Genomic DNA, 24,152 nt, shown 5'->3' on the forward strand with positions numbered 1-24,152 from the left:
ATGGTCCCACGGCACGCCGCCGCCCTCCGGCCTCACCGGGGGCCGGAGCTTGCGCAGGTTACGGCTTGGAAAGGCGCGGCTTACGTCACCGCGCGGTTCGCCCGCCGCTCGCGCAGGGCGAACTGCAGGTTGCGGATGTAGATGAAGGTGGAGAGCGCCTGTCCGGCGATGAACACCGGGTCCTTGCGGTAGATGGCATAGACCAGCAGCAGCGAGCCGCCGCCGAGAGAAAAGGTCCAGAACGCAAAGGGAATGACCGAGCGCTGCGCCCGCTCGCTGGCGATCCACTGCACCACGAAGCGCATGGTGAACATGAACTGCGCGACAAGGCCCAGCGCCACCCACCAGTCGAACTGGTCGATGAACACCTCGGTCATGTAGCGACCGATCTGCGACAGGTAATAGACCATCACCCGCGCTCCACCACATGCGGCGTGCGGCGGCGGCGGACCAGCCAGAACACGCCGAACATGTCGATGATGCCGACCCACAGGCGGTTCCAGAACCCGTATTTCGACACGCCGTGCCAGCGCTCGCGGTCCACGACCTTCACTGTGAGGATGTCGTAGCCCTCGCGTCGCACCAGGGCCGCCATAAAGCGGTGCTGGCCGTCGAACATGGGCAGGCGCAGTTGCACCTCCCGACGCACGACCTTGAGGCCACAGCCGGTGTCGCGCGAGCCGTCGTTGAGCAGGCTGCGGCGGACCCGGTTGGCGAGCCGCGACTGGAAGCGCTTGAAGCCAGTGTCCTTGCGCCCCTGACGTTCGCCCTGCACCATGCCGACGCGGGGCCCGCCCGCGTCCATGACACGGACCATCTCGGGCAGATAGCCGGGGTCGTTCTGGCCGTCGCCGTCCAGCAGCAGGAGAAGATCGCCCCGCGCCGCCCAGGCGCCGGTCTCGACGCCCGCGGACTTCCCGCAGGCCTTCTCGTGCGCGACGATGCGCAGATAGGGACGGGTCTGCTGCGCCAGCCGCAGGTTGGCGCGGGTGGCGTCGGTGGAGCCATCGTCCACGAAGATCAGTTCGAACGGTTCGAACGATAGCGCCGCATCGATCTCTTCGATCAGCGGCAGCACGTTGTCCGCCTCGTCCTTTACGGCGATCACCACCGACAGCCGGGGGGCCGCGGCGGTTTCGGAAGAAGGGGAAGTCAAGGTCTCGCCTCTTGGGCTGGAACGGCTGTGCTCATGTCTTGCGGCGGCGGAAGGGAGGATCCAGCCCGCGCGGGATTGACGGGAGCGAGGAGCCGCGCGAGCCGTCGCGCGGACGGCCCCGCCATGGGCACGATCGTCCCGCCCGCGTCAACCGCGAAGACGACGCGGCGGGCGGCGAACAGCTTGACCGTCCACAAGGCGGCGGCTGTCCCAAGGACCGCGCCGGCCACCACGTCGCTCGGATAGTGGGAGCTGAGCACGATGCGGGTCGCGGCGATGGGAAAGGCCGCCACGAGGAGGATCGTCCGCGCCCGCGGGAACAGGGCGGCGAAGGCCACCGCGGCCGCGAATGTGGTGGTGGCGTGCCCCGAAGGGAACGACGCGAAGCTCGACTTCCAGATCAGGAAATCGAACGTCATCTCGGGGCTCGGGCCCTTGATGTGCATGGCGGCGTGGGGACGCGCCCGGCCGAGACTGTGCTTGACGATGGCCACCAGGAGCCCCACCGGCGCGATGGCGAGGAACAGGAAGCCGAGGCGTGCCGCGACACTGGCGGCGATCCGCCGGGTCATCTCGTCGCCCACGTGGGTGAGCATCAACGCATAGGCAAGGCCAATGCCGAGCGGCCACAGCACCACGCCGCTGAAGCCGAGGTCGGTGAGGCGGTCGCTGAAGATGACGAGCCACGACGGCGCCTTGAGCCTGAGGCCCATGGTGAGCGGGTCGACCAGCAGCATCAGCGCCGCCACGACGCCCGCCGTCAGCACCGCGAGCGCCAGAGCCTCCCAGCGCCCAAGGAAGCCGAGGCGCGGGCGCGGCACGCCAATACGGCGGTCGCGCAGATATGCGAGGCCGCGCCAGATGGAGAGGAGGAGCAGGCGCACGCCTTCTCCCACCGTCCGCAGGATTGCGGCGAGCGAACCGGACTGAGCCGCGCCGGTGCCGACCTCGGTGCTCATGGGGCGGCCTCGTCGGAGCGGAACACGGTGATGGAGGTGGGTCGCCCGCCGTTATAGGTGAAGCCGGAGATGGTCGCCACCGCGTGATATTTGAGCCCGAGCAGCCCGGCGTGCCGCTCGAAGACCGGTGTGAAGCGCTCGTCGATGAAGGCCAGGGCGCAGCCTCCCTTCTTCAGCAGCGCGGCCGCCTCCTTGGGCAGGCCGTATTGGATCTGCGTGCCCACGAGGAAGACGAGGCTCGGCTCCTGATAGGGGAAGGAAGCGACGTTTGCGGCTGGGCAGCCCTGCTGCTTCACCACGGCGGCGAGCCGCTCGGAAATCCACAGCGCCCGCATCTGCGGCAGCATGGTCTGCCAGACGGCGAGATAGAGCATCATCGCGCCGGCGAGCGCGGTGAGGAACGCCCCCTCGATCCCAACCCGTGAGTAGGCCCGCGCCGCCCACCACAGCAGCATGACGCCCAGCAACAGCAGCGGCCACGCCGCGAGGCCGAAGCCGCTGCCGAAATAGAGATAGGCCGCGCCAAGCGCCAGCGAGACCACAATGCCGAAGCCCGGCCAGAACCAGACCACGCCGGCGAGCCGCGAGCCCACGGCGGCCAGTCCGCCCCGCTCGACGACGAGGGCCGAGAGGATCGCCAGCGCCGGATAGACCGGCAGCACATAATGCGGGAGCTTGGTGACGGCGATCTCGAACACCACCCAGCTCGGCACCAGCCAGCACAGCAGAAACCGCTCCGCCCGCCCGCGCCGGTTGCGCCAGACACAGGGGGCGGCCAGGGCGGCCACCACGATGGACGGCCAGAACGTGCCCCATGCGGCGAGGAAATAGCTGCCTGGCGGCCCCCAGTGGCCTTCCGCGCCTTCGGCCACTTTGCCCATCATGTCGACGCCGACGGCCAGCTGATAGAAGGCACCGTTGGTAACGAGGTAGATGGCGACAAACCACGGCAGCACCAGCAACAGGCACCACAGCAGGCCCGGAAGGGGCTTCAGCGGCCGCAGGAAGGCGCCGGAGCGGTCCGCGATGGCGAGCGCCGCGATGGCCGGCCCGATGAACAGCGGCGCCACCGGCCCCTTCACGAGGATGCCCGCCGCAAGGCCGGTCCAGAAGATGAAGGCGAGGGTCCAGTCGCCGAGGCGCGCCCCGGGCGGACGGATATAGGCCCGCGCCAGCGCGCCGAAGCACGCGAGAATGGTGAAGAGCAGCACCGCGTCGGTCTTGGCGAGCCGCGCTTCCACCCCCAGCAGCACGCATCCCACCATCATCAGGGATGCGAACAGCGCGCCGCGTCGGGAGAGGAAGACGAGGGCCGTCCAATAGGTGAGCAGCACCGCGCCGATGGCGGCGACCAGAGACGGCAGGCGGTAGAGCCAGATGGAGGTGCGGGCGGACGGCCCGATCACCGCCTCGCCGGCTTTGACCGTTGCGGCTTGCAACCAGTAGATGCCGATGGGCTTCTTGTACCGCACCTGGGTATGGAAGCGGATGTCGATGTAATTGCCGCTTTCCAGCATCTGCTTCGTCGCCTGGGCGAAGCGCGCCTCGTCGCGATCGATGGGCGAGAGGTTGAAGAAGCCCGGCAGGAACGAGATGAGGGCGACGGCCACCAGCAGCAGCACGGCACGGCCATGACGCGCCGACGCCGTGTCGAGGATCCCCACGAGGCGCTGCGGCAGGTCAAGATCGAACGCCCGCCGATGATCGGATGCGGGCTGTGAGATGGCCATGCTTCGGTCTGGATCCGCTCGAAATGGGCGCGGACAATAACAGAAACGCCCGCACCGAAAAGGACCGGACGGTCATGCGCAAAAGCAGCCTTTCCGCCGGGGCGCACCCTCATGCAGACCAAACGCGGCGAAGGAAAGGCACCGGCCAAGCTCAAGCGGGTCGGTGTTTCAGACGGTATCGGGAAACGGGCCGACCTATTTGGTCAGGATCAGCTTGTTCTGCGCCGTGAGCCGCAACTGATACGTGTGCTCGCCGTGGGCGATGGTCACGAGGCGCCCCGCGGCGAACAGATCCCGGCTGTCGAGCTGCGCATCCACCATGGGGATAGCCCGGCAGGTGTCATCCGACGAACGAAAGGTCCACTCGCCGCCAGCCTTGCCGTTATCGAGATGAGAACTCCCGTGTTCATGCCTGTTCATTTTGAATCGCTCCAGATCCGGGAGCGAGCCACGACCAATGCTGCGGGTCGCGGCTCACTTTAGAAGCATTCAATACTTGAATACCACCGACTTATCCTTGAGTAATCCATGACGCGGCCGCGATCAATCCCCGCGAAGCGCGCGATGTACTGGACACGCGGCTGCGCGCCCGCAACTTTCGCTGCGTTCGCTGCGGCCGGCCCGAATGAAGGCTTGGAATCGGCGCGCGCGGGCGCGCGTCAGAAGGCCTTGAAGGTGATGATGGTGCGGGTGTCCTGAATGCCAGGAATGGTCTGCACCTTCTGGTTCACGTAGTGGCCGATGTCGGTTCCGGGCTCCACGTAGAACTTCACCAGAAGGTCGAACTCGCCGGCCGTGGAATAGATCTCGGAGGCGATCTCCGCATTGGCGAGGGCATCGGCCACCTCGTAGGACTTCCCGAGCTGGCACTTGATCTGGACGAAGAAGGGAACCACGGCGTGCTCCGCTGGCGGCGGGATCGGAAGGCCCTCGCGGGCCGCGCCAAGGTGGACAAATCCGCCGGGACTGGCAAGGGTGGCGGCTCGATCATCCCCGCCCACCGGAGCCTCACGTCGTCCATGAGCCGGCCCATTCCCATCGCCCTCACCATCGCCGGCTCGGATTCGAGCGGCGGCGCCGGCATCCAGGCGGACCTGAAGACCTTCTCCGCGCTGGGCGTCTATGGCGCCAGCGTCATCACCGCGCTCACGGCGCAGAACACGCTGGGCGTGAGCGCCATCCACGACGTGCCGGATGATTTCATCGCCGCGCAGATGGATGCCGTGTTTTCCGATCTTGCGGTGAAGGCGGTGAAGATCGGCATGCTTTCGCGCCCGGGCGCCATCCGCACGGTGGCGGAGGGGCTGGCGCGCCACAAGGCGCGGCCGGTGGTGCTCGATCCGGTCATGGTCGCGGCGTCCGGGGCGCGGCTGCTGAGCGGCGATTCGCTCAACGACCTGCGCACCATCCTCATTCCCGCCGCCGACCTCATCACGCCGAACCTGCCGGAGGCCGGAGCGCTGCTTGGCACCGAGGCCGCGCAGACGGAAGAGGAGATGCAGCGCCAGGGCGCGGCGCTGCTCGCGCTCGGCGCCCGTGCCGTGCTGATGAAGGGCGGGCACGGCGAGGGGCCTGAGAGCACCGACCTCCTCGTCACGACGGACGGCACGCTGCGCTTCACCGCCCCGCGCCATGTCACCCGCAACACCCACGGCACCGGCTGCACCCTTTCGTCCGCCATCGCCGCGGGGCTCGCATCCGGGCTCGACCTGCCCGAGGCGGTCGAGAAGGCCAAGGCCTACATCACCGGCGCCATCGCCGCCGCCGACCGCCTCGACGTGGGCGCCAGCCATGGCCCGGTGCACCACTTTTTCGACCTCTGGCGTGACTAGGCGGCGGAAAATCGCACCTTCGTCGTACCTCCACCTTCCATCCCGCGCGCCCGGACGATAACGTCCGCCGAAGCGAACGCTCGTTCGGTTGAAAGGATATTGGGGCATGGCCGTCAGGGAACGCGGGGGCAGCTCTCTCGAAACCGGCGCCCAGGTGATTACCGGGCAGCTGGGCAAGACCATCCAGCGCCTGCGCAAGGCCTATAACCTGTCCCTGTCGGACCTCGCCGAGCAGTCCGGCGTGGCGAAGTCCATCATCAGCCAGATCGAGCGCAACGAGACCAACCCGACGCTGGCCACCGTGTGGCGCCTCTCCCAGGCGCTGGACATGTCGGTGGAGCGGGTGCTCGCCTCCTCCGACGACGCGCCCTTCGTGGAGAAGCTCTCCCGCGCCGATACGCCGATCCTCCTCTCCGAGGACGGACTGGTGCGCCTGTCCATCATCGGGTGGATCAAGACGGTGGAGTGGCTCCAATATTACGACATGGAAGCCGCGCCTGGCGGCGAGCTCGATTCGGACGGGCACCAGCGCGGGTCGGTGGAATGCCTCACCGTCATCGCCGGCACGCTGGAAGTGGACGTGGCGGGGCAGGTGGAGACGGTGAAGGAAGGCGAGACGGTGCGCTACCGCTGCGACCGCCGCCATGTCATCCGCAACCGCTCCGGCGCGCCCGCCCGCGCCTTCATGGTGTGCCTGCTCAAGGCCGCGGTTCTGGAGTGACCATGCGGGCGTGAACGGGGAGGGTCACCCCCTCCCCTTCGTGCCGGATCAGCTCACTCGTCGGTCAGCGGGCCCAGGATGAGCATTTCCAGCTTCACCCAGTTGGCGAGCTGCGCATAGGTCAGCTTCTCGGCCTTCAGGTCCCACGTCACTTCCGAGCGGGTGGGGCCGACGCACTTGTCCCGGCCGTTGTCGCCCTTCACCCTTTTGCAGGCGTCCTCGCTGTCATTGTAGAAGACACGGCCATAGAGGCCGGGCTTGGACTGGTCCGCGGACGAGAAGAAGGCGTCGGACTGCGCCTGTGCTGCGTTGGCGTCGAAGAAGGACTGGTCGGTGTTCACCGCCTGCTCGTTCCAGCGCAAATTGTACTCGTAATAGCCGGTATAGGGCTTCTTCTTGCCGGCCTTGTCGGTGAAGTTGCCGTTCTCCTCCACGAAGCGGATCGAGCCGGACACGCGGTCGGTGAAGGACTTGTCGGCGACGGTGTAGGCGAAGGTCACGCCATTGGCGTCGGTCAGCCAGTTGCCGAGCTCATAATCGTAATCGAGGTTGCCGGAGACCCGCACGTCCGGGAGGAAGGAGAAGGGGCCGGCCGCGAGCTGGGTGCGCTCGAAGCGCAGCGGATCGGGGTTCTTCACCTGGATCGACACCACCTTGCCGTCGACCATGCGCGAATAAATCTTGTCCGCCTCCTTCTGCGCCCGGCGGAGCTGCTCGGCCACCTCCCACCAGCGCGTCACGTTGCGGCCCTGGATGGAGCCGCCGAAGGGCGAGGAGGTCTGGTTGCCCTTCACCACGTCGATGCGCAACCGTCCGGCGTCCGGAATGTAGCGGCCGTTGGCATCGATCTGCAGGTCACCGCGCAGGATCGCCACCTCCCGCGCCACCTGGGAGGGGTTGGACGGGTTGATGACGTCGAACTTCACGGAATAGACGAGGCTCTTGCCTGGCGTGCGCTGCACCGAGCCCTTCAGGATCATCAGGTCGGCCACCGAGAGGTCGCTGATCTCGTAGAGGTCGGTGCCGCTGGTCGAGCGCATGGAGCGGGAATTGTAGTCCACCGTCATGGCGCCGGTGAGCTTCGCCTTGTCGGCGGGAATCTCCTTCAGCGCCTGGCTCTGCTGGGCCAGCGCCGCGCCGGAGGCCAACAGGCTCGCGGCGCACAGGCCGGCGGCACAGGCGAATGTGGCCGGCGCGAAGCGAATGGTCATGTCGATCTCCCTCGATGGCGCCGGGCGCGGGGGCACCGGGTGCTTCAGCGGCGGACCATGGCGAAGGATTCATGAACGGCAGATGACCAAGCGTCATCCGCCCCGTTCAGAGAAGGCCCAGATCGCGCAGCTCGCGGCTGAGGGCTTCTGGCAGATCGGCTGCGCCGGCGCTGGTGCCGAGATCGCGGGGCGCCTCCCTGTCGGCGAGATAGCGCCAGCCCTGGAAGGGACGCGAGGGCCGCGGCTCCACGCGGATGACGGCGGGGTCCAGCACGAGGCCGCAGCGGCGTATCCCGTCCGGATCGACCACGGTGCGCAGATCGAGCAGGCGCTGGCGCGCCGCCACCTCTCCCTTGATGACCCAATAGAGCGAACCGCCGTCGATCAACTCGTCCTTGCGGCTCGGCACCATGCGGGTGACGTGGATCTGCTCGAACGGAACGCCGGCCCGCCGCGCGGTGTCGGCGCGGTCGGCGATCCAGGCTTCGAGGTCGGCGATGGAGGTCGCCCCGACGCACAGCTTGATGAGGTGAAGCGCCATTGCGCCGCGCTACTGGCCGTTCGCGCCGGCGCCGGTGCCGTCGGCCGCGGGTTCGGCATCGGCCGGAGCCGCCGGCTGCGCCGGGGGCCGGGGCCGGGGTGCGGCCGGGCGCGGCGTCGGATTGGCCGGTGGCGTCGCCTGCGCCGCCGGGGTGCGCGCGGGGCGAGCGGGCGGCAGGGGCGCGGTGGGAGGGGCCGCGATCACGTCAGGATCTTCCGCCGCCGGAGCAGCAGCCGGCGCTGCCACCGCGGGAGCGCCCGGCGCGCCGGGCTGGGCCGCGTGGGCGGGATCGGGCTGCGTCAGTAGCATGCCGAACGGGCCGGTGCGCGGCGGCGGCCCGCCGGTCATGCCGCGATTGCGCGCGTTGCGCTCCCACACCGGGGTGTATTTGGCGATGAGGCTGGCGTACCGCCCCTCATTCATGTTCGCGATGATGTGGGTGGGATCGCCGAAGATCGCGGCCTGCGGACAGTAGCTCACCGTGCAGCCGGAGAAGTCCACCAGCGCCGAGGCGACGAGGCCGTAGGGATCCTGCTCCAGCGGCCGGCGCCAGGCGATGATCCGCTCGGTCAGGTAGTCGGCCTTGCGACGGCGCACGAACTCGAAGGCATCCTCGACCAGCGCCATGCGCGCACGCACCATGGAGCGGGCGGAGGCCACGGTATCCGGCCGCTCGAACAGCACCGCCTCGCACACCCCCGTCAGGGACGGATCGGCACCGATGCAGCCAAGCGCCGCCGTCTGCGCGGCGGCGGCATCAAGGCCGGAGGCTCGGGCTTCCAGTGCACGCGCCTCCGAGATGGAGGCGGCCTGGATGATCTGCTTGACCATGGCGCTGCCGACTGACAGGCCCCCAAGCAGGATGCCGATGAGCACGAGCAGGGTCAGCGGGTTTTCATTGGGCTCCGACCGCACGAACAGCACGAAGACGAATACGGCGCCTACGACCATGGCCGCGAGCACAACCCAGCCCGGCACATCGAAATTGCTGTTCAGAATGCTGAGCGTCCGGTCCATCCATTCCAACATGGCGCCCTCCGCGACGCAGCACTTGGGACGCGGGCGAACGCCTGCGTCCCTGTTCCGGTTCCCGCCCCCACGATACGCCTACGGTCGCCGGTCGGGGCGCGGATCATTGTCCGGTCCGCCGCCCAAAGGCAACGCGGCGCACCGGCGCGCAAGTCCCATGGTAAAGGAAAACCCGAGCCCTACGCCCGCGAAGCCGCCCGGTGTTTCCCGGCGGCCGCCGCGTTCAGTGGGGCCGGAGCGCGGAAGCCTCGAAGCCCCCGTAGAGATAGATCACCGCGACGGCGACCAGAAAGACAGCAAGCGCAGTGCGCGCGACGCCCCAGCAGGAGCGGCGATGGGCATAACCTTGGCTGAGATCCATGATGGATAGCGGCTCTTTCGACGTGTCCCCGCGGCACGACGAGCGTCCCGCAACGCAACATTCATTAAGAATTTATGACCGCTCCGACAAGCCCTGCGCCATGCTTTGTGCGAACGGCTCGCATGCGGGAACAAAGACTGCCGCAATCCACAGGCCGCCGATCCGGACGCAGCCGGGTTTGCCCGTGCGAAAATCCGCTCCGATGGGTTAGGACTTCCCCATGACCACCAGCCGCACCTCCGATTCGACCACCAGCCCCTCCCCTCTGCCCGACGAGGAGGTCGCCGTTGCGCTGGTCCTGCGCCTCGCCGGCGAGGCCGGGCCGGGCAAGACCATCGGCCCCATGGATGCGGCGCTGGCGCTGATGCCCAAGGACGAATGGCAGCGGGCGCTTCCGGTGGTGCGCCGCGTGGCGGTCCGCCTCGCGCTGGAGGGCCGGCTGATAATCTACCGCAAGGGCAAGGCGGTGGACCCGGCCGATTTCCGTGGTGTCTACCGCATCGGCCTGCCGCGGGACGAATAGCTTACGGCGCCGGAAACAGCGCGCTGGTCTTGCCCGAGAGATAGTAGGCGACGAGCCCAACCCATTCCTTCACCGACACGTCGGCCACATCGAGCCCGCTGGCGGCGCGCGAGAAGGTGTCGTTCAGCTGGCTGGGGCCGATGGTGCGGAAATCGACCGGGTAAGGAACGACATCGAAGCCCGCCTTGCGGAAGCAGCCCACCGCGCGGGGCATGTGGAACGCGCTCGTCACCAGCAGCCAGCGCTCGCCCGGCGACGGCTTCAGCATCTCCTTGGAAAACTCGGCATTTTCCGCGGTGTTGCGGGAGTTTACCTCGTATTCTACACGGTCCGGGGCGATGCCGAGGTCCGGCAGCGTAATCTGCATCATCCGCGCCTCCGAGGCGACGCCGTCAGAGAACAGCTGTCCGCTGCCGCCGATGAACGCGAGGCGCGCCTCCGGATGCTTCCGCGCCAGGGCGCCGAAAGCAATGGCCCGCTCCCCGGCATTGGCGAAGGCGGGGACGCCGCGCGCCAGCCCCACCTCCGGCACCTCCGCACCGCCCAGGATGATGACGCCCGTCACCGGCCCGTCGCCGCGATAGATGGGGAAGCGCTCCTCCAACGGGTTAAGCAGATAGTTCGCGATCGGTGAGAAGCCCAGCACCGCCCACCCGATCACCGAAACGGCCAGCAGGCCCATGCCCGCGCGCCGGGTCCTGGCGAGCGCCAGGACGAGGCCAAGGCCGCCGAGCAGCACCAGCGCGTTCGACGGCGCGATGGCGAACCAGAACAGCTTGGAGAGGGTGAAGAAGGAATCCATACCACTTCCGCAGAATGCCGCCGCCCCGGAAAGGCGAGAGGGATCGGTGATCTCGGTGGGGACGCCCCAGACCCAGTCAGGCCAGCTCGACCACCTTGCCTTCGCGCAGGGTGACGCGCCGGTCCATCCGGGCGGCGAGGTCGAGATTGTGGGTGGCGATCAAGGCAGCGACGCCGGTGGCCCGCACCAGCTCCGACATGGCGCCGAACACGTGGTCCGACGTCTTGGGGTCGAGGTTGCCGGTGGGCTCGTCGGCCAGCAGCAGCCGCGGCGCATTGGCCAGCGCACGGGCGATGGCCACGCGCTGCTGTTCGCCACCGGAAAGCTCCGACGGCCGGTGCGTGAGGCGGGCGCCGAGGCCGAGATAGGAGAGCAACTCCTTGGCCCGCGCCTCCGCTTCCTTCTTGCCGAGGCCACGGATCATCTGCGGCATGGCCACGTTCTCCAGCGCCGTGAACTCAGGCAGGAGATGATGGAACTGGTAGACGAAGCCGATGGAGAGGCGGCGGATGCGGGTGCGCTCGGCATCCGGCAGGCGGGCGGTGGGCGCGCCGTCGATGAACACCTCGCCAGCGTCCGAATGCTCCAGCAGGCCGGCAATGTGCAACAGGGTGGACTTGCCGGAGCCGGACGGCGCGACGAGCGCCACCGACTGGCCGTGGGTGATGCCGAGGTCGGCGCCGCGCAGGATCTCCAGCGCTCCCTGCCCCTGCGCGTAGCGCCGCACCACGCCGGACAGCGCGAGGGCGAACTGGGGCCGGGCGCCGGGGGCGCGGCCGGCGGTGCGGCCTTCGGACGGGGTGGGCATGTCCATCACTCGTACCTCAGGGCTTCCACCGGATCGAGCCGGGCGGCCCGCCAGGACGGATAGAGCGTGGCCAGGAAAGAGAGCGCCATCGCCATCAGCACCACGGAAGAGGTCTCGCCGAAGTTCATCTGCGCCGGCAGGCGGGAGAGATAATACAGCTCGGGCGAGAAAAGCTCGGTGGAGGTCAGCCAGGAGATGAACTGGCGGATGCTCTCGATGTTGAGGCACACGATCACGCCCAGCAGCAGCCCCGACAGCGTCCCCACCACGCCGATGGAGGCGCCGGTGATGAAGAAGATGCGCATGATGGAGCCCTGCGTGGCGCCCATGGTACGCAGGATGGCGATGTCGTGCCCCTTGTCCTTCACCAGCATGATGAGGCCGGAGACGATGTTGAGCGCCGCCACCAGCACGATCAGCGTAAGGATGAGGAACATCACGTTCCGCTCCACCTGCAGGGCGCCGAAGAAGGTGGCGTTCCGCACCCGCCAGTCGACGAGATAAACCGGCCGCTCCGCCGCGCTCTGGATGGCGGCGCGCAGCTCGCCCACGTCGTCGGGATTGTCGAGATAGACCTCGATGGCGTTCACGTCGCCATTGCGGTTGAAATAGGCCTGCGCCTCCGGCAGCGGCATGAAGACGAAGGCGCTGTCATATTCCGACATGCCCACCTCGAACACCGCGGCGATCTTGTAGACCTTGATGCGCGGCGAGGTGCCCATGGGCGTCACCGCGCCGCGCGGGGCGACGAGGGTGATGTTGTCGCCCGCACGCAGGGACAGCTGATCAGCGAGGCGCTTGCCGATGGCGATGCCCTGCCCCTGGTCGAAATTCTCCAGCGTGCCCTGGCGGATATTGTGGGCGACCGAGGGCAGCCCGCGCAGATCCTTCTCCGCCATGCCGCGCACCAGCACGCCCGAGGCGCCGAAGGGCGAGGAGGCGAGCGCCTGCCCTTCCACCAGCGGCACCGCGAGGCGGATGCCGTTGAGCGCGGCGATGCGCGCGGCCACCGCCTTGTAGTCGGTGAGCGGGCTTTCCAGCGGCTGCACCAGCACATGGCCGTTGAGGCCGAGGATCTTGCCCAGCAGCTCCTGCCGGAACCCGTTCATCACCGCCATGACGATGATGAGCGTCGCCACCCCCAGCATGATGCCGAGGAAGGAGAAGCCGGCGATGACCGAGATGAAGCCCTCCTTGCGGCGGGCTCTCAGGTAACGCAACGACAGCATCCACTCGAACGGCGCGAAGGGGCGCGTACCGGTGGTGTCCCCGCCTGCCCTCGCCGCCGCCGCATGGGTTGCCGTCATGCCTTCAGCCTCTCCACAATGTCGCTCGGCGCGATCAGCTCGCGCGAGCCGTCCACCCGGCGCTTCAGTTCCACCTTGCCCTCGGCGAGGCTCTTGGGCCCGACCAGGATCTGCCACGGCAGGCCGATGAGATCGGCAGTGGCAAACTTGGCACCGGCGCGCTCCTCGGTGTCGTCGTACAGCACGTCGTAACCGGCGGCGGTCAATTCCGCGTAAAGGGCGCCGCAGGCGGTATCGGTCGCGCTGTCGCCGACCTTGAGGTTCAGGATGCCCACCTGGAAGGGCGCCACGGCGTCCGGCCAGATGATGCCGTTGTCATCGTGAGACGCCTCGATCATGGCCGCCACGAGGCGCGAGGGGCCGATGCCGTAGGAACCCATGTGAATGGTGTGCTCCTTGCCGTCCGGGCCCAGCACCTTGGCGCCGAAGGGCTCGGAATACTTGGTGCCGAAATAGAAGATGTGGCCCACCTCGATGCCGCGCGCGGCGAGGCGGCGCCCCTCGGGAATGGCCTCGAAGGCCGCCGTGTCGTGCTTCTCGGAGGTCGCGGCATAAAGCTGCGTCCAGCGGTCGAACACGCTCTGCAGGCCGGCCGGATCGTCGAAGTTCACATCGGCGGGGGGCGGCGCCATGTCGAGATAGTCGCCATGGCAGAACACCTCGCTCTCGCCGGTGGAGGCGAGGATGATGAACTCGTGGGAGAGATTGCCGCCGATCGGTCCTGTGTCCGCCACCATCGGAATCGCTTTCAGGCCCATGCGGGCGAAGGTGCGCAGATAAGCGACGAACATCTTGTTGTAGGAATGGCGGGCGCCGGCCGCGTCGAGATCGAAGGAATAGGCGTCCTTCATCAGGAACTCGCGCGAGCGGTAGACGCCGAAGCGCGGGCGCACCTCGTCCCGGAATTTCCACTGGATGTGATAGAGGTTGAGGGGCAGCGCCTTGTACGACTTCACATAGGCGCGGACGATCTCGGTGATCATCTCCTCGTTGGTGGGGCCGAACAGCATCTCGCGGTCGTGCCGGTCGCGGATGCGCAGCATCTCCTTGCCGTAGTCATCATAGCGCCCGCTCTCGCGCCAGAGGTCCGCCGACTGGATGGTCGGCATCAGCATCTCGATGGCGCCGGCGCGATTCTGCTCCTCGCGGATGATGTTGCAGACCTTGTTCAGCACGCGATGGCCGAACGGCAGCCAGGCGTAGATGCCGGCCGATTCCTGCCGGATCATGCCGGCGCGCAGCATCAGCCGGTGCGAGACGATCTCCGCCTCCTTGGGCACCTCGCGCAGAATGGGAAGGAAATAGCGGGACAGTCGCATCGGGTGGCTCGGACTCTCGTGCGGAGGGAAATCAGGCTGGCGGGAGTGAAAGCGGAAGGGCGGCCAAAACACAAGGGCGGTGGCGCGAATGCGGTGCCCTGCAACCATATTGCGGCGCAGCGAACGACTTATTGCGGCGCAAGGATGACAAACGACAGATTCTTGTTCTATTTTCACCGCGCACAAGAAAGGGGACCGTCACCAGCCGGCCAGACGGCGGTGAATGCGGTCCAGGTCTCGGGAGGAGAGGTAAGAAAAAGCCGACCGACGGCCGCCTCTATGGCGCATACGGAATCGGCATCACGGATTGGCCGCGCAGCCACCAGAAGCGGACTTAGATCTGCAGGCAGCGCTGGACCCGTGGATTGAAAAGGCGAGGCCCGCACGGGGCCTCGCCTTTTTCTTTGGACCCGCTTCTTCGGGGCCTGCCTGTCTTTGGCAGGGCCAGGGCCATCAGGACTGATCCAGCCCGAGAATCGCCCGTTCGCCCCCTGCCCTAATAATTCTTCCAGAGCCCGGGGCTGGCGATCTCCGCAAGGTTTCCGTCCGGATCGCGGAAATAGAGGCTCGTGGAGCCCTTCGGCCAGCCCACCTCGCCCTCGATGGCGACGCCGTGCGCCGTGAGGTGCGCGCGCCAGCGTTCCATGTCGGCGGCTTCGGCGGAAAAGGCGAAGTGCAGGCGGCCGGCGCCATCGTGCGGGGGAATCTCACCGCCGAAGGGCAACGCAATGGCCGTATCGGCCGATCCACGCAGGAACAGCAGCAGGACGGTGCCGCCGATGGGGTAGGCGACGAAGCGATCATCGGAGAGCATGGGCACGAGGCCGAGCACGCCTTCATAGAAGCCGCGCGCCCGGTCGAGATCATCCACGTAGAGACCGGTTTCAAGCACCCGGCCGAGGGGCGGCGCGGTGCGCGAAGTCCCCTCCCCGTCAGCCACGCTCCGCCCTCACCAGAGGTTGAGCGTGGCGCGGGCTTCCTCGGACATGCGGCCCTGGTCCCACGGCGGATCGAAGGTGATGTCCACCTTCACGTCCGAGATGCCGGCAACGGCGGCGACGGCGCTCTCCACCATGCCGGGCAGCTCAGCCGCGGCGGGGCAGTTGGGCGTGGTGAGCGTCATCTCCACAGCAACGGTGCGGGCATCCGAGATATCGACCTTGTAGATCAGGCCAAGCTCATAGATGTCCACGGGAATCTCGGGGTCATAGACCGTCTTGAGGGCGACCACGATGTCGTCGGTGAGCCGCGCAAGCTCCGCTTCCGGAATGGAAGACTGGATCTGCGGCTGGTTCGGCGCCTCGATCGACTTGGTATCGGTCATGCGAACAAATCCTGCGCCTTGACGAGGGCGTCCACGAGACGGTCCACGTCGGCGCGCGTGTTGTAAAGGGCAAAGGATGCGCGGCACGTCGCTGTGGCACCATATCGTGCCAAAAGCGGCTGTGCGCAATGGGTGCCAGCCCTTACCGCGACACCGTAACGGTCGATGATGGTGGCCACATCGTGGGGATGGGCGCCCTTCATCTCGAAGGAAATGATGGCGCCCTTGTCCGCCGCGGTGCCGATGATCCGCAGGGAATTGAGCGCCCGCAGGCGTTCGTGGGCATAGGCTGAAAGATCGTGCTCGTGCGCGGCGATGCGCTCGCGGCCGATGGACTGGACATATTCCATTGCAGCGCCAAGGCCGATGGCCTGCACAATTGGAGGTGTTCCAGCCTCGAAGCGGTGCGGAGGTACCCCGTACGTGACGGTCTCCTCCGTCACCTCGCGGATCATCTCGCCGCCGCCCTCATAGGGAGGCATGGCCTCCAGCAATTCCTTCTTGCCGTAGAGCAGGCCGATGCCGGTGGGGGCATAGAGCTTGTGGCCGGTGACGGCGTAGAAATCGACATCGAGGTCGCGCACGTCCACCGGCATGTGGACGATGGCCTGGCAGCCATCCACCGCCACCTTGGCGCCAACGGCATGGGCCGCCGCGGCGATCTCCTTGATGGGCGTCACCGTGCCGAGCACGTTGGACATGTGGGTGATGGCGACGATCTTGGTGCGCGGGCCGAGCAGAGCCTTGAAGGCGTCGAGGTCGAAGGAGCCATCCTCCCGTACCGGCGCCCACTTGATGACGGCGCCCTTGCGCTCGCGCAGGAAGTGCCACGGCACGATGTTGGAATGGTGCTCCATGATGGAGAGCACGATCTCGTCGCCCGCCTCGATGGACTGGCCGAGGGAAGAGGCCACCGTGTTGATGGCGCCTGTGCCCGAGCGGGTGAAGATGATCTCGTCGATGCTGCCGGCATTCAGGAAGGCGCGCGCCGTCTCGCGGGCATGCTCGAACGCCTCGGTGGCGGCGTTGGCGAGATAGTGCAGGCCGCGATGGACGTTGGAATATTCCCGCTCATAGGCGGTCACCATGCGGTCGATCACCTGCCGCGGCTTCTGCGCCGAGGCGGCGTTGTCGAGATAGGTGAGCGGATGGCCGTTCACCTCCAGCGACAGGGCCGGAAAGTCCGCGCGCACCCGCTCCACGTCGAAGGAGCCATCGGCGACGGCGGGGTGGGGCTTGGTCATGGCCAAATCCTTCTGGCAATCGTCTCAAGAAATGTCGTGTCCGACGTCGCCCTCCGGCTCGACCGGAGGGCCCATCCATCCGCTGGCCCGGCGGCGCCGTGGATCCTCCGGCCCCGCCGGAGGATGACGGTGTGCGGCCTAAACCGCCCGCTTTTCCAGCCAGCCGGAGATCCGTTCGATCAGCAGGTCGCGCAGGTCGGCATCCTCCACATATTCCACCGCCTCGCCGAGGAAGGCCTGGATGAGGAGCATCTCGGCTTCCTTCTCCGGCAGTCCGCGTGAGCGCAGGTAGAACAGCATGGAGCGGTCGAGGGCACCGGCGGTGGCGCCGTGGCCGCACTGGACATCGTCGGCGAAGATTTCCAGCTCCGGCTTGTTGTCCATCTCGGCGCGGTCGGACAGGAGGAGCGACTGGCTCATCATCCGCCCGTCGGTCTTCTGGGCGGCACGGCGCACCACGATCTTGCCCTGGAACACGCCGTGGGACTCGTCCGCGAGCACAGTCTTGAACAGCTCGCGGCTCTCGCCCCCCGCCACCGCATGGTCGATGACCAGCGTCGTGTCCGAATGCTGGCGGCCGCGGGCGAGGGTCGCGCCGCGGATGCCGGCATGGGCGCCGGTGCCCTCGAAGCGGCCATAGACATTGTAGCGCGCCAATGCCGCGCCCTGGGCGAGGGCGAACAGGTTCAGCTTCGCCTCGCGGCCCAGCTCCAGCATGAGGGTGCCGAAGTGGAAGGCGGCGTCGCCCTCCTCCTGGATGCGCACGAGATTCACGATGGCACCGTCGCCCACCACCAGCTCCACCGCATGGTTGGACTGGTAGGCGACGCCATCACGCCCGGCGAAGGTCTCCACCAGTGTCACCTCGGCGCCAGCACCCACCACCACGACGGTGCGGGTGAAGCCGGCGACGGCCTCGACGCCCGGAAAGGCGTGGGCGATGTGAACGGGCCGTGCGGCCTTCACCCCGGCATCGACGCGGAGCGCGACGCCCTCCCCGAGAAACCCGGTGTTGAGGGCGAGCGGCCCGTCATAGCGGCTCGGCGACAGGGCATTGATGCGATCGGCCAGCGGATCACCGGCGGCGATGGCGGCATCCAGCGGCAAGGCGGTGACGCCTTCCGAGAGCGCCGCGAAGTCCGAGCCGGCGCGGGAGAGCACGCCGTTCACGAACAGGATGCGGCCGGCATTGGGCAGCGACGGCACGAGCGGCGCGGCCTCGGCCTCCTCCATCGCACCCGGAGCGGGGGCGCAGTTGGGGAAGTCGCGCACGGCGGCGCGCAGGTCGGTGTACTTCCACTCTTCCACGCGGCGGCTGGGCAGGCCGTGGGACAGGAAGGCGTCGCGGGCGGCGCGGCGGACCTCGGGGATGCGCCCCTGCCCCGCCTCAGCGGTGATCGACGCCTCAAGCGCGGCGGCGATCGCCTCTTCCGCCGCCGTTCGGGCGGGACGGACGTTGATGGTCATGGTGCCGTCCCTCACGCTGCGTCCTGCGCATAGGCGGCATAGCCGGACTCTTCCAGCTCCAGCGCCAGCTCCTTCCCGCCGGAGCGGACGATGCGGCCCTTGTGCATCACATGCACCACGTCCGGCACGATGTGGTCGAGCAGGCGCTGGTAATGGGTGATGACCAGCATCGAGCGCTTCGGCGAACGCAGGGCGTTCACGCCGTGGGCGACCACCTTCAGCGCGTCGATGTCGAGGCCGGAATCGGTCTCGTCGAGAATGCAGAGCTTGGGCTCCAGCAGGGCCATCTGCAGGATCTCGTTGCGCTTCTTCTCGCCACCGGAGAAGCCGACATTGACGCCGCGCCGGAGCATGTCCTGGGAGATGCCGAGGTCCGGCGCCTTGGCGCGCACCAGCTTCAGGAAGTCGGGCGTGGAGATTTCCTCCTCGCCGCGGGCCTTGCGCTGGGCGTTCATGGCCGCGCGCAGGAACGTCATGTTGGCGACGCCGGGAATCTCGATGGGGTACTGGAAGGCGAGGAAGACGCCCGCCGCCGCACGCGCGTCGGCGTCCAGCGCCAGCAGGTCCGCGCCGTCGAAGCTCACGCTGCCGTCCGTCACCTCATAGTCGGGCTTGCCCGAGAGGACGTAGGAGAGCGTGGACTTGCCGGAGCCGTTCGGCCCCATGATGGCATGCACCTCGCCATCCGGGATGGTGAGGTCGAGGCCCTTGAGAATCTCGTTCTCGCCGATGCGGGCATGGAGATTGCGGATTTCGAGCATGGTCGGTCCTTGAAATGTCGATCCGCGCGGCTGCGGCCCAAGGGACGCGCTGCGCGAGAAACGGGGAGGCCGGCAGCGCGCCGGCCGGTTCGTCAGCCCACCGAGCCTTCCAGGCTCACGGCGATCAGCTTCTGCGCCTCCACGGCGAACTCCATGGGCAGTTGCTGGAGCACGTCGCGCACGAAGCCGTTGACGATGAGCGCCACCGCCTCCTCCTGCGAAAGGCCGCGCTGGAGGCAGTAGAAGAGCTGGTCCTCGGAAATCTTGGAGGTGGTCGCCTCGTGCTCGAACTGGGCCGAGGCGTTCTTGGCCTCCATGTAGGGCACCGTGTGCGCCCCGCAGAGATCGCCGATGAGGAGCGAGTCGCAATTGGTGAAATTGCGTGCGCCCGTCGCCTTGCGGTGGGCCGAGACCAGCCCGCGATAGGTGTTGTCCGAGTGCCCAGCGGCGATGCCCTTGGAGATGATCCGGCTCGACGTGTTCTTGCCGAGGTGGATCATCTTCGTCCCCGAATCCACCTGCTGGTGGCCGTTGGAGATGGCGATGGAATAGAACTCACCCTGCGAGTTGTCGCCGCGCAGGATGCAGCTCGGATACTTCCAGGTGATGGCCGAGCCGGTCTCCACCTGCGTCCAGGAGATCTTGGAATTGTCGCCCCGGCAATCGCCGCGCTTGGTGACGAAATTGTAGATGCCGCCCTTGCCGTCCTTGTCGCCGGGATACCAGTTCTGGACGGTGGAATACTTGATCTCCGCATCCTTCATCGCCACCAGTTCGACGACAGCGGCGTGCAGCTGGTTCTCGTCGCGCTGGGGCGCGGTGCAGCCTTCCAGATAGCTCACATAGGCACCTTCATCGGCGATGATGAGGGTGCGCTCGAACTGGCCGGTGTTGCGCTCGTTGATGCGGAAATAGGTGGAAAGCTCCATCGGGCAGCGCACGCCCTTCGGCACATAGACGAAGGAGCCGTCCGAGAAGACCGCCGAGTTGAGCGTGGCGTAGAAATTGTCGGACACCGGCACGACCGAGCCGAGATACTTCTTCACCAGCTCGGGATGCTCGCGGATCGCCTCCGAGATGGGCATGAAGATCACGCCCGCCTTGGCCAGCTCCTCCTTGAAGGTGGTGGCGACCGACACGCTGTCGAACACCGCATCCACCGCCACCTTGGAGCCGCCCTCGCGCTGGATGCCGAGCAGCGCGTCGCGCTCGCGCAGGGGGATGCCGAGCTTCTCGTAGGTCTTGAGGATTTCCGGGTCGATCTCGTCGATGGACTTCGGCGCCGCCTTGGGGGCCGAGTAATAATAATAGTCCTGGAAATCGATCTTCGGGTAGCTCACCCGCGCCCAGGTGGGCTCTTCCATGGTGAGCCAGCGCCGGTAGGCGTCGAGCCGCCATTCCAGCATCCACTCGGGTTCGTTCTTCCGGGCGGAGATATAGCGAACGGTGTCTTCCGACAGGCCCTTGGGGGCCTTCTCGCTCTCGATGTCGGTGACGAAACCGTACTTGTACTGATCCACGTCGATCGCGCGGACGCGTTCGACGGTCTCCTGAACCGCAGGCATCTCTCTTCTCCTCTCCCACGCGGGGTCAAGGCCCGCGGGTCAAGTCCGTGTGCCGCGCATGATGCGCGGCGTAATTCCCTACGCCGCGCGCGAAGCGCGGCTTCTCAGCTGCGGCACGGCCTTTTTCAAGGCTTCGACCGCGGCATCCACATCCTCGATGGTGCTCGACCAGCCGAGCGACAGGCGAATGGCGCCGGCCGCCTCGTCCTCGGGCAGTCCCATGGCCAGCAGCACCTGCGACCCGCCGACCTTCCCGGAGGAGCAGGCCGAGCCCGCACTGATGCTTACGTGGGCGAGGTCCAGCGCGATCACCAGTGTCTCGGCCCGAAGTCCGGCGAATGTGACCATCACGGTATTGGGCAGCCGATCGGCGCCCGAGCCCACAAGGCGTGTTCCAGGAACGCCCTCCAGCACCGCCCGTTCCAGCCGGTCGCGCAGTACGGTAAGCCGCTCCGCCTCCGCGGAAAGCGCTGCCTTGACGGCAGTTGCGGCCGCGCCGAAGCCGACGATGGCCGGCCCATTCTCGGTGCCCGCACGCCGGTTACGCTCCTGCCCGCCGCCGGACAGAAGTGGCGCGGTCCGATGGTCCGGCCCCGCCGCCACCAGCGCGCCGACACCGGGCGGGCCACCAATCTTGTGGGCGGAAAACGCGAGGAAGTCGGCGCCGAGGGCCGCCATGTCCAGCGGAATGCGCCCGGCGGCCTGCACTGCGTCGCAGAAGACGATGCCATCCGCCTCATGCACCAACCGCGCCGCCTCGGCCACGGGCTGGCGCACGCCGGTCTCGTTGTTCGCCGCCATCACCGCGAGCATGGCGCGACGCCCAGCGGCGCGATGGCGGGCAAGGGCCTTGGCCAGCGCGGCGAGATCGAGCCGCCCCTCGCCGTCCACCGGCAGGATCTCCAGCGCGTCGGAGGGGAAACGGTGGCCCTTGAGCACAGCCGGGTGTTCCACGGCGCTCGCCAGCAGCACGTCGCAGGGCTTGGCCCGGCCGGCGATCTCGACGGCGGGATGCAGCGCCAGTGCCGCCGCCTCGGTGGCGCCGGAGGTGAAGACCACGCCCCGGGCAGGCGCCCCCGCCAAAGCCGCAACGGCCGCACGGGCGGCCTCGATGCGGGCGCGCGCGGCGCGGCCTTCGGCATGGACGGAAGAAGCATTGCCGCCGGCATCCAGCGCGGCGACCAGCGCGGCGCGGGACTCGGGCCGAAGGGGGCTCGTGGCGTTATGATCGAGATAGGCGCGGCGAGGCACCGGCGGGCGGGAAGCGATGGTCGCCTCAACCGTGCCCGCGAAGGTACCCATCTGCCGCGACCCGTCGCCCGCGCTCATCTCCGCCTCCCGGCCGCATGTGCCAAACGCACCCGCGACCCGTGCCAGGCTTGCAATTGCCGGCGATCTCCGTCATAGGACAAACTTCACCCGTTCTCACAACGCAGCGCCCATCGGTTCGCGCAGCCGCCGGGAACAAATTAGAATTATTCTAAATAGATAGGTCTCGCGCGTCCGTTAGTCAAGCATTACCGTTCCGGCGTCAAGTCGACAGGGTCATGCTGACGGGTTCCGCGCCGGACCCGTCGTCCGCCAGGACGAAAGAGCGCCGCGCGTCATTGCTACCCAGAGGTTGCAGACTTCCATGCCAGAAGTGATCTTCCCCGGCGAAAAGGGGCGCCTCGAAGGCCGCTACCAGCCCGCCAAGACCCGCAACGCGCCCATTGCCATCATTCTTCATCCCCACCCGCAGTTCGGCGGGACGATGAACAATCCGGTCGTGTACAATCTGTACTACCAGTTCGTGAACCGCGGCTTCTCGGTGCTGCGCTTCAACTTCCGCGGCGTCGGCCGCTCGCAGGGCTCGTTCGATCACGGCCAGGGCGAGCTTTCGGACGCCGCCGCCGCGCTTGACTGGGCGCAGTCGGTCAACCCGGACGCCCGCGCCTGCTGGATCGCCGGTTTCTCCTTCGGCGCGTGGATCGGCATGCAGCTGCTGATGCGCCGCCCGGAGGTGGAGGGCTTCATCTCCATCGCTGCGCCGGCGAACCTCTACGACTTCTCCTTCCTCGCGCCCTGCCCCTCCTCCGGCCTATTCGTCCATGGCGACAAGGATGCGGTGGTGCCCACCTCCGCGGTGCAGACGCTGGTGGAGAAGCTGAAGACCCAGAAGGGCATCGTCATCGAGCAGCAGGTGGTGCCCGGCGCCAACCACTTCTTCGACGGCAAGACCGAAGAGCTGATGGGCGTGGTCGGCACCTATCTCGACAAGCGCCTGCCCGGCACCCGCAAGGACAGCGCCGCCTGAGCGCGGCTCTCCCCGCTTGAACGGCGCGCTTCGGCGCGCCGTTTTCGTTTTGGGGCCCCTTACGGCCGGAACAGCACCCCGCCCGTCATCGGCGCGGCCACCCCCGTGGTGGTCGGAAAGGTCAGCGGCAGCCCCCGCAGGGAGCGCGCGGCGAGATAGCCGAAGGCGTGGGCCTCCAGCGCATCGCCGGACCACCCCACCCGGTCGGCCGTGCGCACCTCGGCATTGAGGCGCTCGGCCAGCATTGCGAGCAGCGTCGGGTTGCGCGCACCGCCCCCTGCGACGATCCACACCGAAGGAGGCCGGGGCAAAAACGGCACGATGGCCGCGACGGTCGCCGCTGTGAGCGCCGTCAGCGTCGCCGCGCCATCCTCGACGGACAGGCCCGCCAGCCCCATCCGCTCCGTGGCCGCACGGCGGAAGGCATTGCGATCCAGCGACTTGGGGGGCGGCAGCTGGAAGAAGGGGTCCGCCAGCACCGCTGCGACACGCTCCTCGTCCACCCGCCCCCGCGCCGCCGCCCGCCCGTCCGCATCGAAGGGCACGCCGGTCCGCTCTTTGAGGAAATCGTCGATCAGGGCATTGCCCGGCCCGGTATCGCAGGCGATGGGCGGGGCATCGCCATCGATGACCGTGACATTGGCGACCCCGCCCACATTCAGTACCGCTACCGGCTGCGGGAGGGTGAGCCGCCGCACCAGCGCCTGATGGAACACCGGCACCAGCGGCGCCCCCTGCCCGCCCGCCGCCACGTCCGCCGCGCGGAAATCCGCCACGACCGGGATGCCCAAAGCCGTGGCCAGCCGCTGGCCCTCGCCGATCTGCACGGTGAGGCGCGCATCGGGGCGGTGGATCACCGTCTGGCCGTGGAAGCCCACGAGGTCGATGTCGCCGGGTGTGAGCCGCAGCGGCTCCAGCAGCGCGCGCACCGCCTCGGCGTGGAGATCGGTGATGCGCCGCTCGGCTTCCGCCAGCGCGCCCGGCCGGTCGTCGCGATGGTTCACGCCGCGCGCATCCTCCATGGCGGTGACGAGGAGGGCGCGGGTCTTGGCGTCGATGGGGCGGGTGATGGCGCAGCCGAGCCAGGCGACGCTCTCGCCATCGGTCTCGATCAAGGCGGCGTCGATGCCGTCCATGGAGGTGCCGCTCATCAGCCCGACCACACGCATATCCGCCCCCTCGCCTCACGCACATGC

25 protein-coding genes and 1 pseudogene are annotated in these 24,152 nt (G+C 67.7%); 4 read left to right on the forward strand and 22 right to left on the reverse strand.

What is annotated here, in order from left to right; genetic code table 11:
- Nucleotides 1-80: 80 nt before the first annotated feature.
- The 6 genes from D7006_RS12955 to D7006_RS12980 all read right to left on the reverse strand — a co-directional run bounded on the left by D7006_RS12955 (nucleotide 81) and on the right by D7006_RS12980 (nucleotide 4,741).
- Nucleotides 81-410 (reverse strand): lipid-A-disaccharide synthase N-terminal domain-containing protein, encoded by a 330-nt coding sequence (locus D7006_RS12955; protein WP_029558685.1) that lies wholly within the window; start codon nucleotides 408-410, stop codon nucleotides 81-83.
- Complete coding sequence (locus tag D7006_RS12960; protein ID WP_237353271.1) at nucleotides 410-1,156, reverse strand: glycosyltransferase; 747 nt, start codon at nucleotides 1,154-1,156, stop codon at nucleotides 410-412. Before D7006_RS12960 ends, D7006_RS12955 begins: the two co-directional genes overlap by 1 nt.
- Nucleotides 1,153-2,115: a phosphatase PAP2 family protein gene (locus tag D7006_RS12965; protein ID WP_237353272.1), complete on the reverse strand. Its 963-nt coding sequence runs from the start codon at nucleotides 2,113-2,115 to the stop codon at nucleotides 1,153-1,155. The genes D7006_RS12960 and D7006_RS12965 overlap by 4 nt, the downstream gene beginning before the upstream one ends.
- A complete protein-coding gene (locus D7006_RS12970; protein ID WP_237353273.1) occupies nucleotides 2,112-3,845 on the reverse strand; it encodes a glycosyltransferase family 39 protein in 1,734 nt (577 codons plus the stop codon). Before D7006_RS12970 ends, D7006_RS12965 begins: the two co-directional genes overlap by 4 nt.
- 195 nt (nucleotides 3,846-4,040) lie before the next feature.
- Nucleotides 4,041-4,265: a hemin uptake protein HemP gene (locus D7006_RS12975; RefSeq protein ID WP_237353274.1), complete on the reverse strand. Its 225-nt coding sequence runs from the start codon at nucleotides 4,263-4,265 to the stop codon at nucleotides 4,041-4,043.
- Nucleotides 4,266-4,504: 239 nt separating this feature from the next.
- A complete protein-coding gene (locus tag D7006_RS12980; RefSeq protein ID WP_024278840.1) occupies nucleotides 4,505-4,741 on the reverse strand; it encodes an Lrp/AsnC ligand binding domain-containing protein in 237 nt (78 codons plus the stop codon).
- A gap of 123 nt (nucleotides 4,742-4,864) precedes the next feature.
- On the opposite strand from D7006_RS12980, the gene thiD reads away from it, so the two are divergent.
- Complete coding sequence (gene thiD / locus D7006_RS12985) at nucleotides 4,865-5,677, forward strand: bifunctional hydroxymethylpyrimidine kinase/phosphomethylpyrimidine kinase (protein ID WP_237356907.1); 813 nt, start codon at nucleotides 4,865-4,867, stop codon at nucleotides 5,675-5,677.
- A 106-nt stretch (nucleotides 5,678-5,783) separates the two neighbouring features.
- A complete protein-coding gene (locus tag D7006_RS12990) occupies nucleotides 5,784-6,398 on the forward strand; it encodes a helix-turn-helix domain-containing protein (RefSeq protein ID WP_024278838.1) in 615 nt (204 codons plus the stop codon).
- Between the two features lie 53 nt (nucleotides 6,399-6,451).
- Here D7006_RS12990 and D7006_RS12995 read toward each other — a convergent pair whose 3' ends face one another.
- The 4 genes from D7006_RS12995 to D7006_RS13010 form a co-directional block, all read right to left on the reverse strand.
- Complete coding sequence (locus D7006_RS12995) at nucleotides 6,452-7,609, reverse strand: hypothetical protein (RefSeq protein WP_237353275.1); 1,158 nt, start codon at nucleotides 7,607-7,609, stop codon at nucleotides 6,452-6,454.
- A gap of 106 nt (nucleotides 7,610-7,715) precedes the next feature.
- Entirely contained in the window at nucleotides 7,716-8,150 is a 435-nt protein-coding gene (locus D7006_RS13000) for a DUF1489 family protein (RefSeq protein ID WP_237353276.1), read from the reverse strand.
- A 9-nt stretch (nucleotides 8,151-8,159) separates the two neighbouring features.
- On the reverse strand, nucleotides 8,160-9,179 hold the full coding sequence (locus tag D7006_RS13005; protein WP_237353277.1) for a hypothetical protein: 1,020 nt from the start codon (nucleotides 9,177-9,179) through the stop codon (nucleotides 8,160-8,162).
- 223 nt (nucleotides 9,180-9,402) lie between these two features.
- Complete coding sequence (locus tag D7006_RS13010; protein ID WP_169120055.1) at nucleotides 9,403-9,540, reverse strand: hypothetical protein; 138 nt, start codon at nucleotides 9,538-9,540, stop codon at nucleotides 9,403-9,405.
- A 220-nt stretch (nucleotides 9,541-9,760) separates the two neighbouring features.
- Here D7006_RS13010 and D7006_RS13015 point away from each other — a divergent pair, with 220 nt between their 5' ends.
- Nucleotides 9,761-10,063 (forward strand): DUF3253 domain-containing protein, encoded by a 303-nt coding sequence (locus tag D7006_RS13015; protein WP_237353278.1) that lies wholly within the window; start codon nucleotides 9,761-9,763, stop codon nucleotides 10,061-10,063.
- A 1-nt stretch (nucleotide 10,064) separates the two neighbouring features.
- On the opposite strand, the gene D7006_RS13020 is transcribed toward D7006_RS13015, so the two are convergent.
- From D7006_RS13020 to D7006_RS13070, 11 genes and pseudogenes are all read right to left on the reverse strand, one after another.
- Nucleotides 10,065-10,865 (reverse strand): YdcF family protein, encoded by an 801-nt coding sequence (locus D7006_RS13020; protein WP_237353279.1) that lies wholly within the window; start codon nucleotides 10,863-10,865, stop codon nucleotides 10,065-10,067.
- A 229-nt stretch (nucleotides 10,866-11,094) separates the two neighbouring features.
- Nucleotides 11,095-11,679 (reverse strand): annotated as a pseudogene (locus D7006_RS13025) (ABC transporter ATP-binding protein); the annotation flags it as partial.
- Nucleotides 11,679-12,980 carry a lipoprotein-releasing ABC transporter permease subunit gene (locus tag D7006_RS13030; RefSeq protein ID WP_169120047.1) on the reverse strand — a complete coding sequence of 434 codons (1,302 nt, stop codon included), beginning with the start codon at nucleotides 12,978-12,980 and terminating at the stop codon, nucleotides 11,679-11,681. The pseudogene D7006_RS13025 and the gene D7006_RS13030, both read right to left, overlap by 1 nt.
- On the reverse strand, nucleotides 12,977-14,299 hold the full coding sequence (proS, locus tag D7006_RS13035) for a proline--tRNA ligase (RefSeq protein WP_237353281.1): 1,323 nt from the start codon (nucleotides 14,297-14,299) through the stop codon (nucleotides 12,977-12,979). The genes D7006_RS13030 and proS overlap by 4 nt, the downstream gene beginning before the upstream one ends.
- A 496-nt stretch (nucleotides 14,300-14,795) precedes the next feature.
- Nucleotides 14,796-15,239: a VOC family protein gene (locus tag D7006_RS13040; protein WP_237353282.1), complete on the reverse strand. Its 444-nt coding sequence runs from the start codon at nucleotides 15,237-15,239 to the stop codon at nucleotides 14,796-14,798.
- A 9-nt stretch (nucleotides 15,240-15,248) separates the two neighbouring features.
- On the reverse strand, nucleotides 15,249-15,623 hold the full coding sequence (locus D7006_RS13045; RefSeq protein ID WP_169120041.1) for an SUF system Fe-S cluster assembly protein: 375 nt from the start codon (nucleotides 15,621-15,623) through the stop codon (nucleotides 15,249-15,251).
- Nucleotides 15,620-16,867: a cysteine desulfurase gene (locus D7006_RS13050; RefSeq protein WP_169120039.1), complete on the reverse strand. Its 1,248-nt coding sequence runs from the start codon at nucleotides 16,865-16,867 to the stop codon at nucleotides 15,620-15,622. The genes D7006_RS13045 and D7006_RS13050 overlap by 4 nt, the downstream gene beginning before the upstream one ends.
- A 138-nt stretch (nucleotides 16,868-17,005) precedes the next feature.
- The gene (gene sufD, locus D7006_RS13055) at nucleotides 17,006-18,334 is read right to left on the reverse strand and encodes a Fe-S cluster assembly protein SufD (RefSeq protein ID WP_237353283.1); all 1,329 of its coding nucleotides are present in this window, start codon (nucleotides 18,332-18,334) and stop codon (nucleotides 17,006-17,008) included.
- 11 nt (nucleotides 18,335-18,345) lie between these two features.
- Nucleotides 18,346-19,095: a Fe-S cluster assembly ATPase SufC gene (gene sufC, locus D7006_RS13060; RefSeq protein ID WP_237353284.1), complete on the reverse strand. Its 750-nt coding sequence runs from the start codon at nucleotides 19,093-19,095 to the stop codon at nucleotides 18,346-18,348.
- 92 nt (nucleotides 19,096-19,187) lie between these two features.
- Complete coding sequence (gene sufB / locus D7006_RS13065) at nucleotides 19,188-20,660, reverse strand: Fe-S cluster assembly protein SufB (protein ID WP_237353285.1); 1,473 nt, start codon at nucleotides 20,658-20,660, stop codon at nucleotides 19,188-19,190.
- Between the two features lie 78 nt (nucleotides 20,661-20,738).
- The gene (locus D7006_RS13070; protein ID WP_237356908.1) at nucleotides 20,739-21,911 is read right to left on the reverse strand and encodes a cysteine desulfurase family protein; all 1,173 of its coding nucleotides are present in this window, start codon (nucleotides 21,909-21,911) and stop codon (nucleotides 20,739-20,741) included.
- Between the two features lie 382 nt (nucleotides 21,912-22,293).
- Here D7006_RS13070 and D7006_RS13075 point away from each other — a divergent pair, with 382 nt between their 5' ends.
- A complete protein-coding gene (locus D7006_RS13075) occupies nucleotides 22,294-22,956 on the forward strand; it encodes an alpha/beta hydrolase (RefSeq protein WP_168458004.1) in 663 nt (220 codons plus the stop codon).
- Between the two features lie 59 nt (nucleotides 22,957-23,015).
- Here D7006_RS13075 and D7006_RS13080 read toward each other — a convergent pair whose 3' ends face one another.
- Nucleotides 23,016-24,125, reverse strand: coding sequence for an anhydro-N-acetylmuramic acid kinase (locus D7006_RS13080; RefSeq protein ID WP_237353286.1), 1,110 nt, complete (start codon nucleotides 24,123-24,125; stop codon nucleotides 23,016-23,018).
- Between the last annotated feature and the right edge of the window lie 27 nt (nucleotides 24,126-24,152).

This window comes from Xanthobacter sp. YC-JY1, assembly GCF_021730305.1.
GTDB classification, from domain to species: Bacteria; Pseudomonadota; Alphaproteobacteria; order Rhizobiales; family Xanthobacteraceae; genus Xanthobacter; species Xanthobacter flavus.

What these genes read in the sequence shown, in the direction of transcription:
- D7006_RS13075 (WP_168458004.1), top strand. Translation starts at nt 22,294, where the DNA reads ATGCCAGAAGTGATCTTCCCCGGCGAAAAGGGGCGCCTCGAAGGCCGC.
- D7006_RS13045 (WP_169120041.1), bottom strand. Translation starts at nt 15,623, where the DNA reads ATGACCGATACCAAGTCGATCGAGGCGCCGAACCAGCCGCAGATCCAG.
- D7006_RS13030 (WP_169120047.1), bottom strand. Translation starts at nt 12,980, where the DNA reads ATGACGGCAACCCATGCGGCGGCGGCGAGGGCAGGCGGGGACACCACC.
- sufB (WP_237353285.1), bottom strand. Translation starts at nt 20,660, where the DNA reads ATGCCTGCGGTTCAGGAGACCGTCGAACGCGTCCGCGCGATCGACGTG.
- D7006_RS12990 (WP_024278838.1), top strand. Translation starts at nt 5,784, where the DNA reads ATGGCCGTCAGGGAACGCGGGGGCAGCTCTCTCGAAACCGGCGCCCAG.
- D7006_RS13050 (WP_169120039.1), bottom strand. Translation starts at nt 16,867, where the DNA reads ATGACCAAGCCCCACCCCGCCGTCGCCGATGGCTCCTTCGACGTGGAG.
- D7006_RS13015 (WP_237353278.1), top strand. Translation starts at nt 9,761, where the DNA reads ATGACCACCAGCCGCACCTCCGATTCGACCACCAGCCCCTCCCCTCTG.
- D7006_RS12955 (WP_029558685.1), bottom strand. Translation starts at nt 410, where the DNA reads ATGGTCTATTACCTGTCGCAGATCGGTCGCTACATGACCGAGGTGTTC.
- D7006_RS12995 (WP_237353275.1), bottom strand. Translation starts at nt 7,609, where the DNA reads ATGACCATTCGCTTCGCGCCGGCCACATTCGCCTGTGCCGCCGGCCTG.
- D7006_RS13080 (WP_237353286.1), bottom strand. Translation starts at nt 24,125, where the DNA reads ATGCGTGTGGTCGGGCTGATGAGCGGCACCTCCATGGACGGCATCGAC.
- D7006_RS12975 (WP_237353274.1), bottom strand. Translation starts at nt 4,265, where the DNA reads ATGAACAGGCATGAACACGGGAGTTCTCATCTCGATAACGGCAAGGCT.
- proS (WP_237353281.1), bottom strand. Translation starts at nt 14,299, where the DNA reads ATGCGACTGTCCCGCTATTTCCTTCCCATTCTGCGCGAGGTGCCCAAG.
- D7006_RS12965 (WP_237353272.1), bottom strand. Translation starts at nt 2,115, where the DNA reads ATGAGCACCGAGGTCGGCACCGGCGCGGCTCAGTCCGGTTCGCTCGCC.
- D7006_RS13000 (WP_237353276.1), bottom strand. Translation starts at nt 8,150, where the DNA reads ATGGCGCTTCACCTCATCAAGCTGTGCGTCGGGGCGACCTCCATCGCC.
- D7006_RS13020 (WP_237353279.1), bottom strand. Translation starts at nt 10,865, where the DNA reads ATGGATTCCTTCTTCACCCTCTCCAAGCTGTTCTGGTTCGCCATCGCG.
- sufC (WP_237353284.1), bottom strand. Translation starts at nt 19,095, where the DNA reads ATGCTCGAAATCCGCAATCTCCATGCCCGCATCGGCGAGAACGAGATT.
- sufD (WP_237353283.1), bottom strand. Translation starts at nt 18,334, where the DNA reads ATGACCATCAACGTCCGTCCCGCCCGAACGGCGGCGGAAGAGGCGATC.
- D7006_RS13010 (WP_169120055.1), bottom strand. Translation starts at nt 9,540, where the DNA reads ATGGATCTCAGCCAAGGTTATGCCCATCGCCGCTCCTGCTGGGGCGTC.
- D7006_RS13005 (WP_237353277.1), bottom strand. Translation starts at nt 9,179, where the DNA reads ATGTTGGAATGGATGGACCGGACGCTCAGCATTCTGAACAGCAATTTC.
- thiD (WP_237356907.1), top strand. Translation starts at nt 4,865, where the DNA reads ATGAGCCGGCCCATTCCCATCGCCCTCACCATCGCCGGCTCGGATTCG.
- D7006_RS12970 (WP_237353273.1), bottom strand. Translation starts at nt 3,845, where the DNA reads ATGGCCATCTCACAGCCCGCATCCGATCATCGGCGGGCGTTCGATCTT.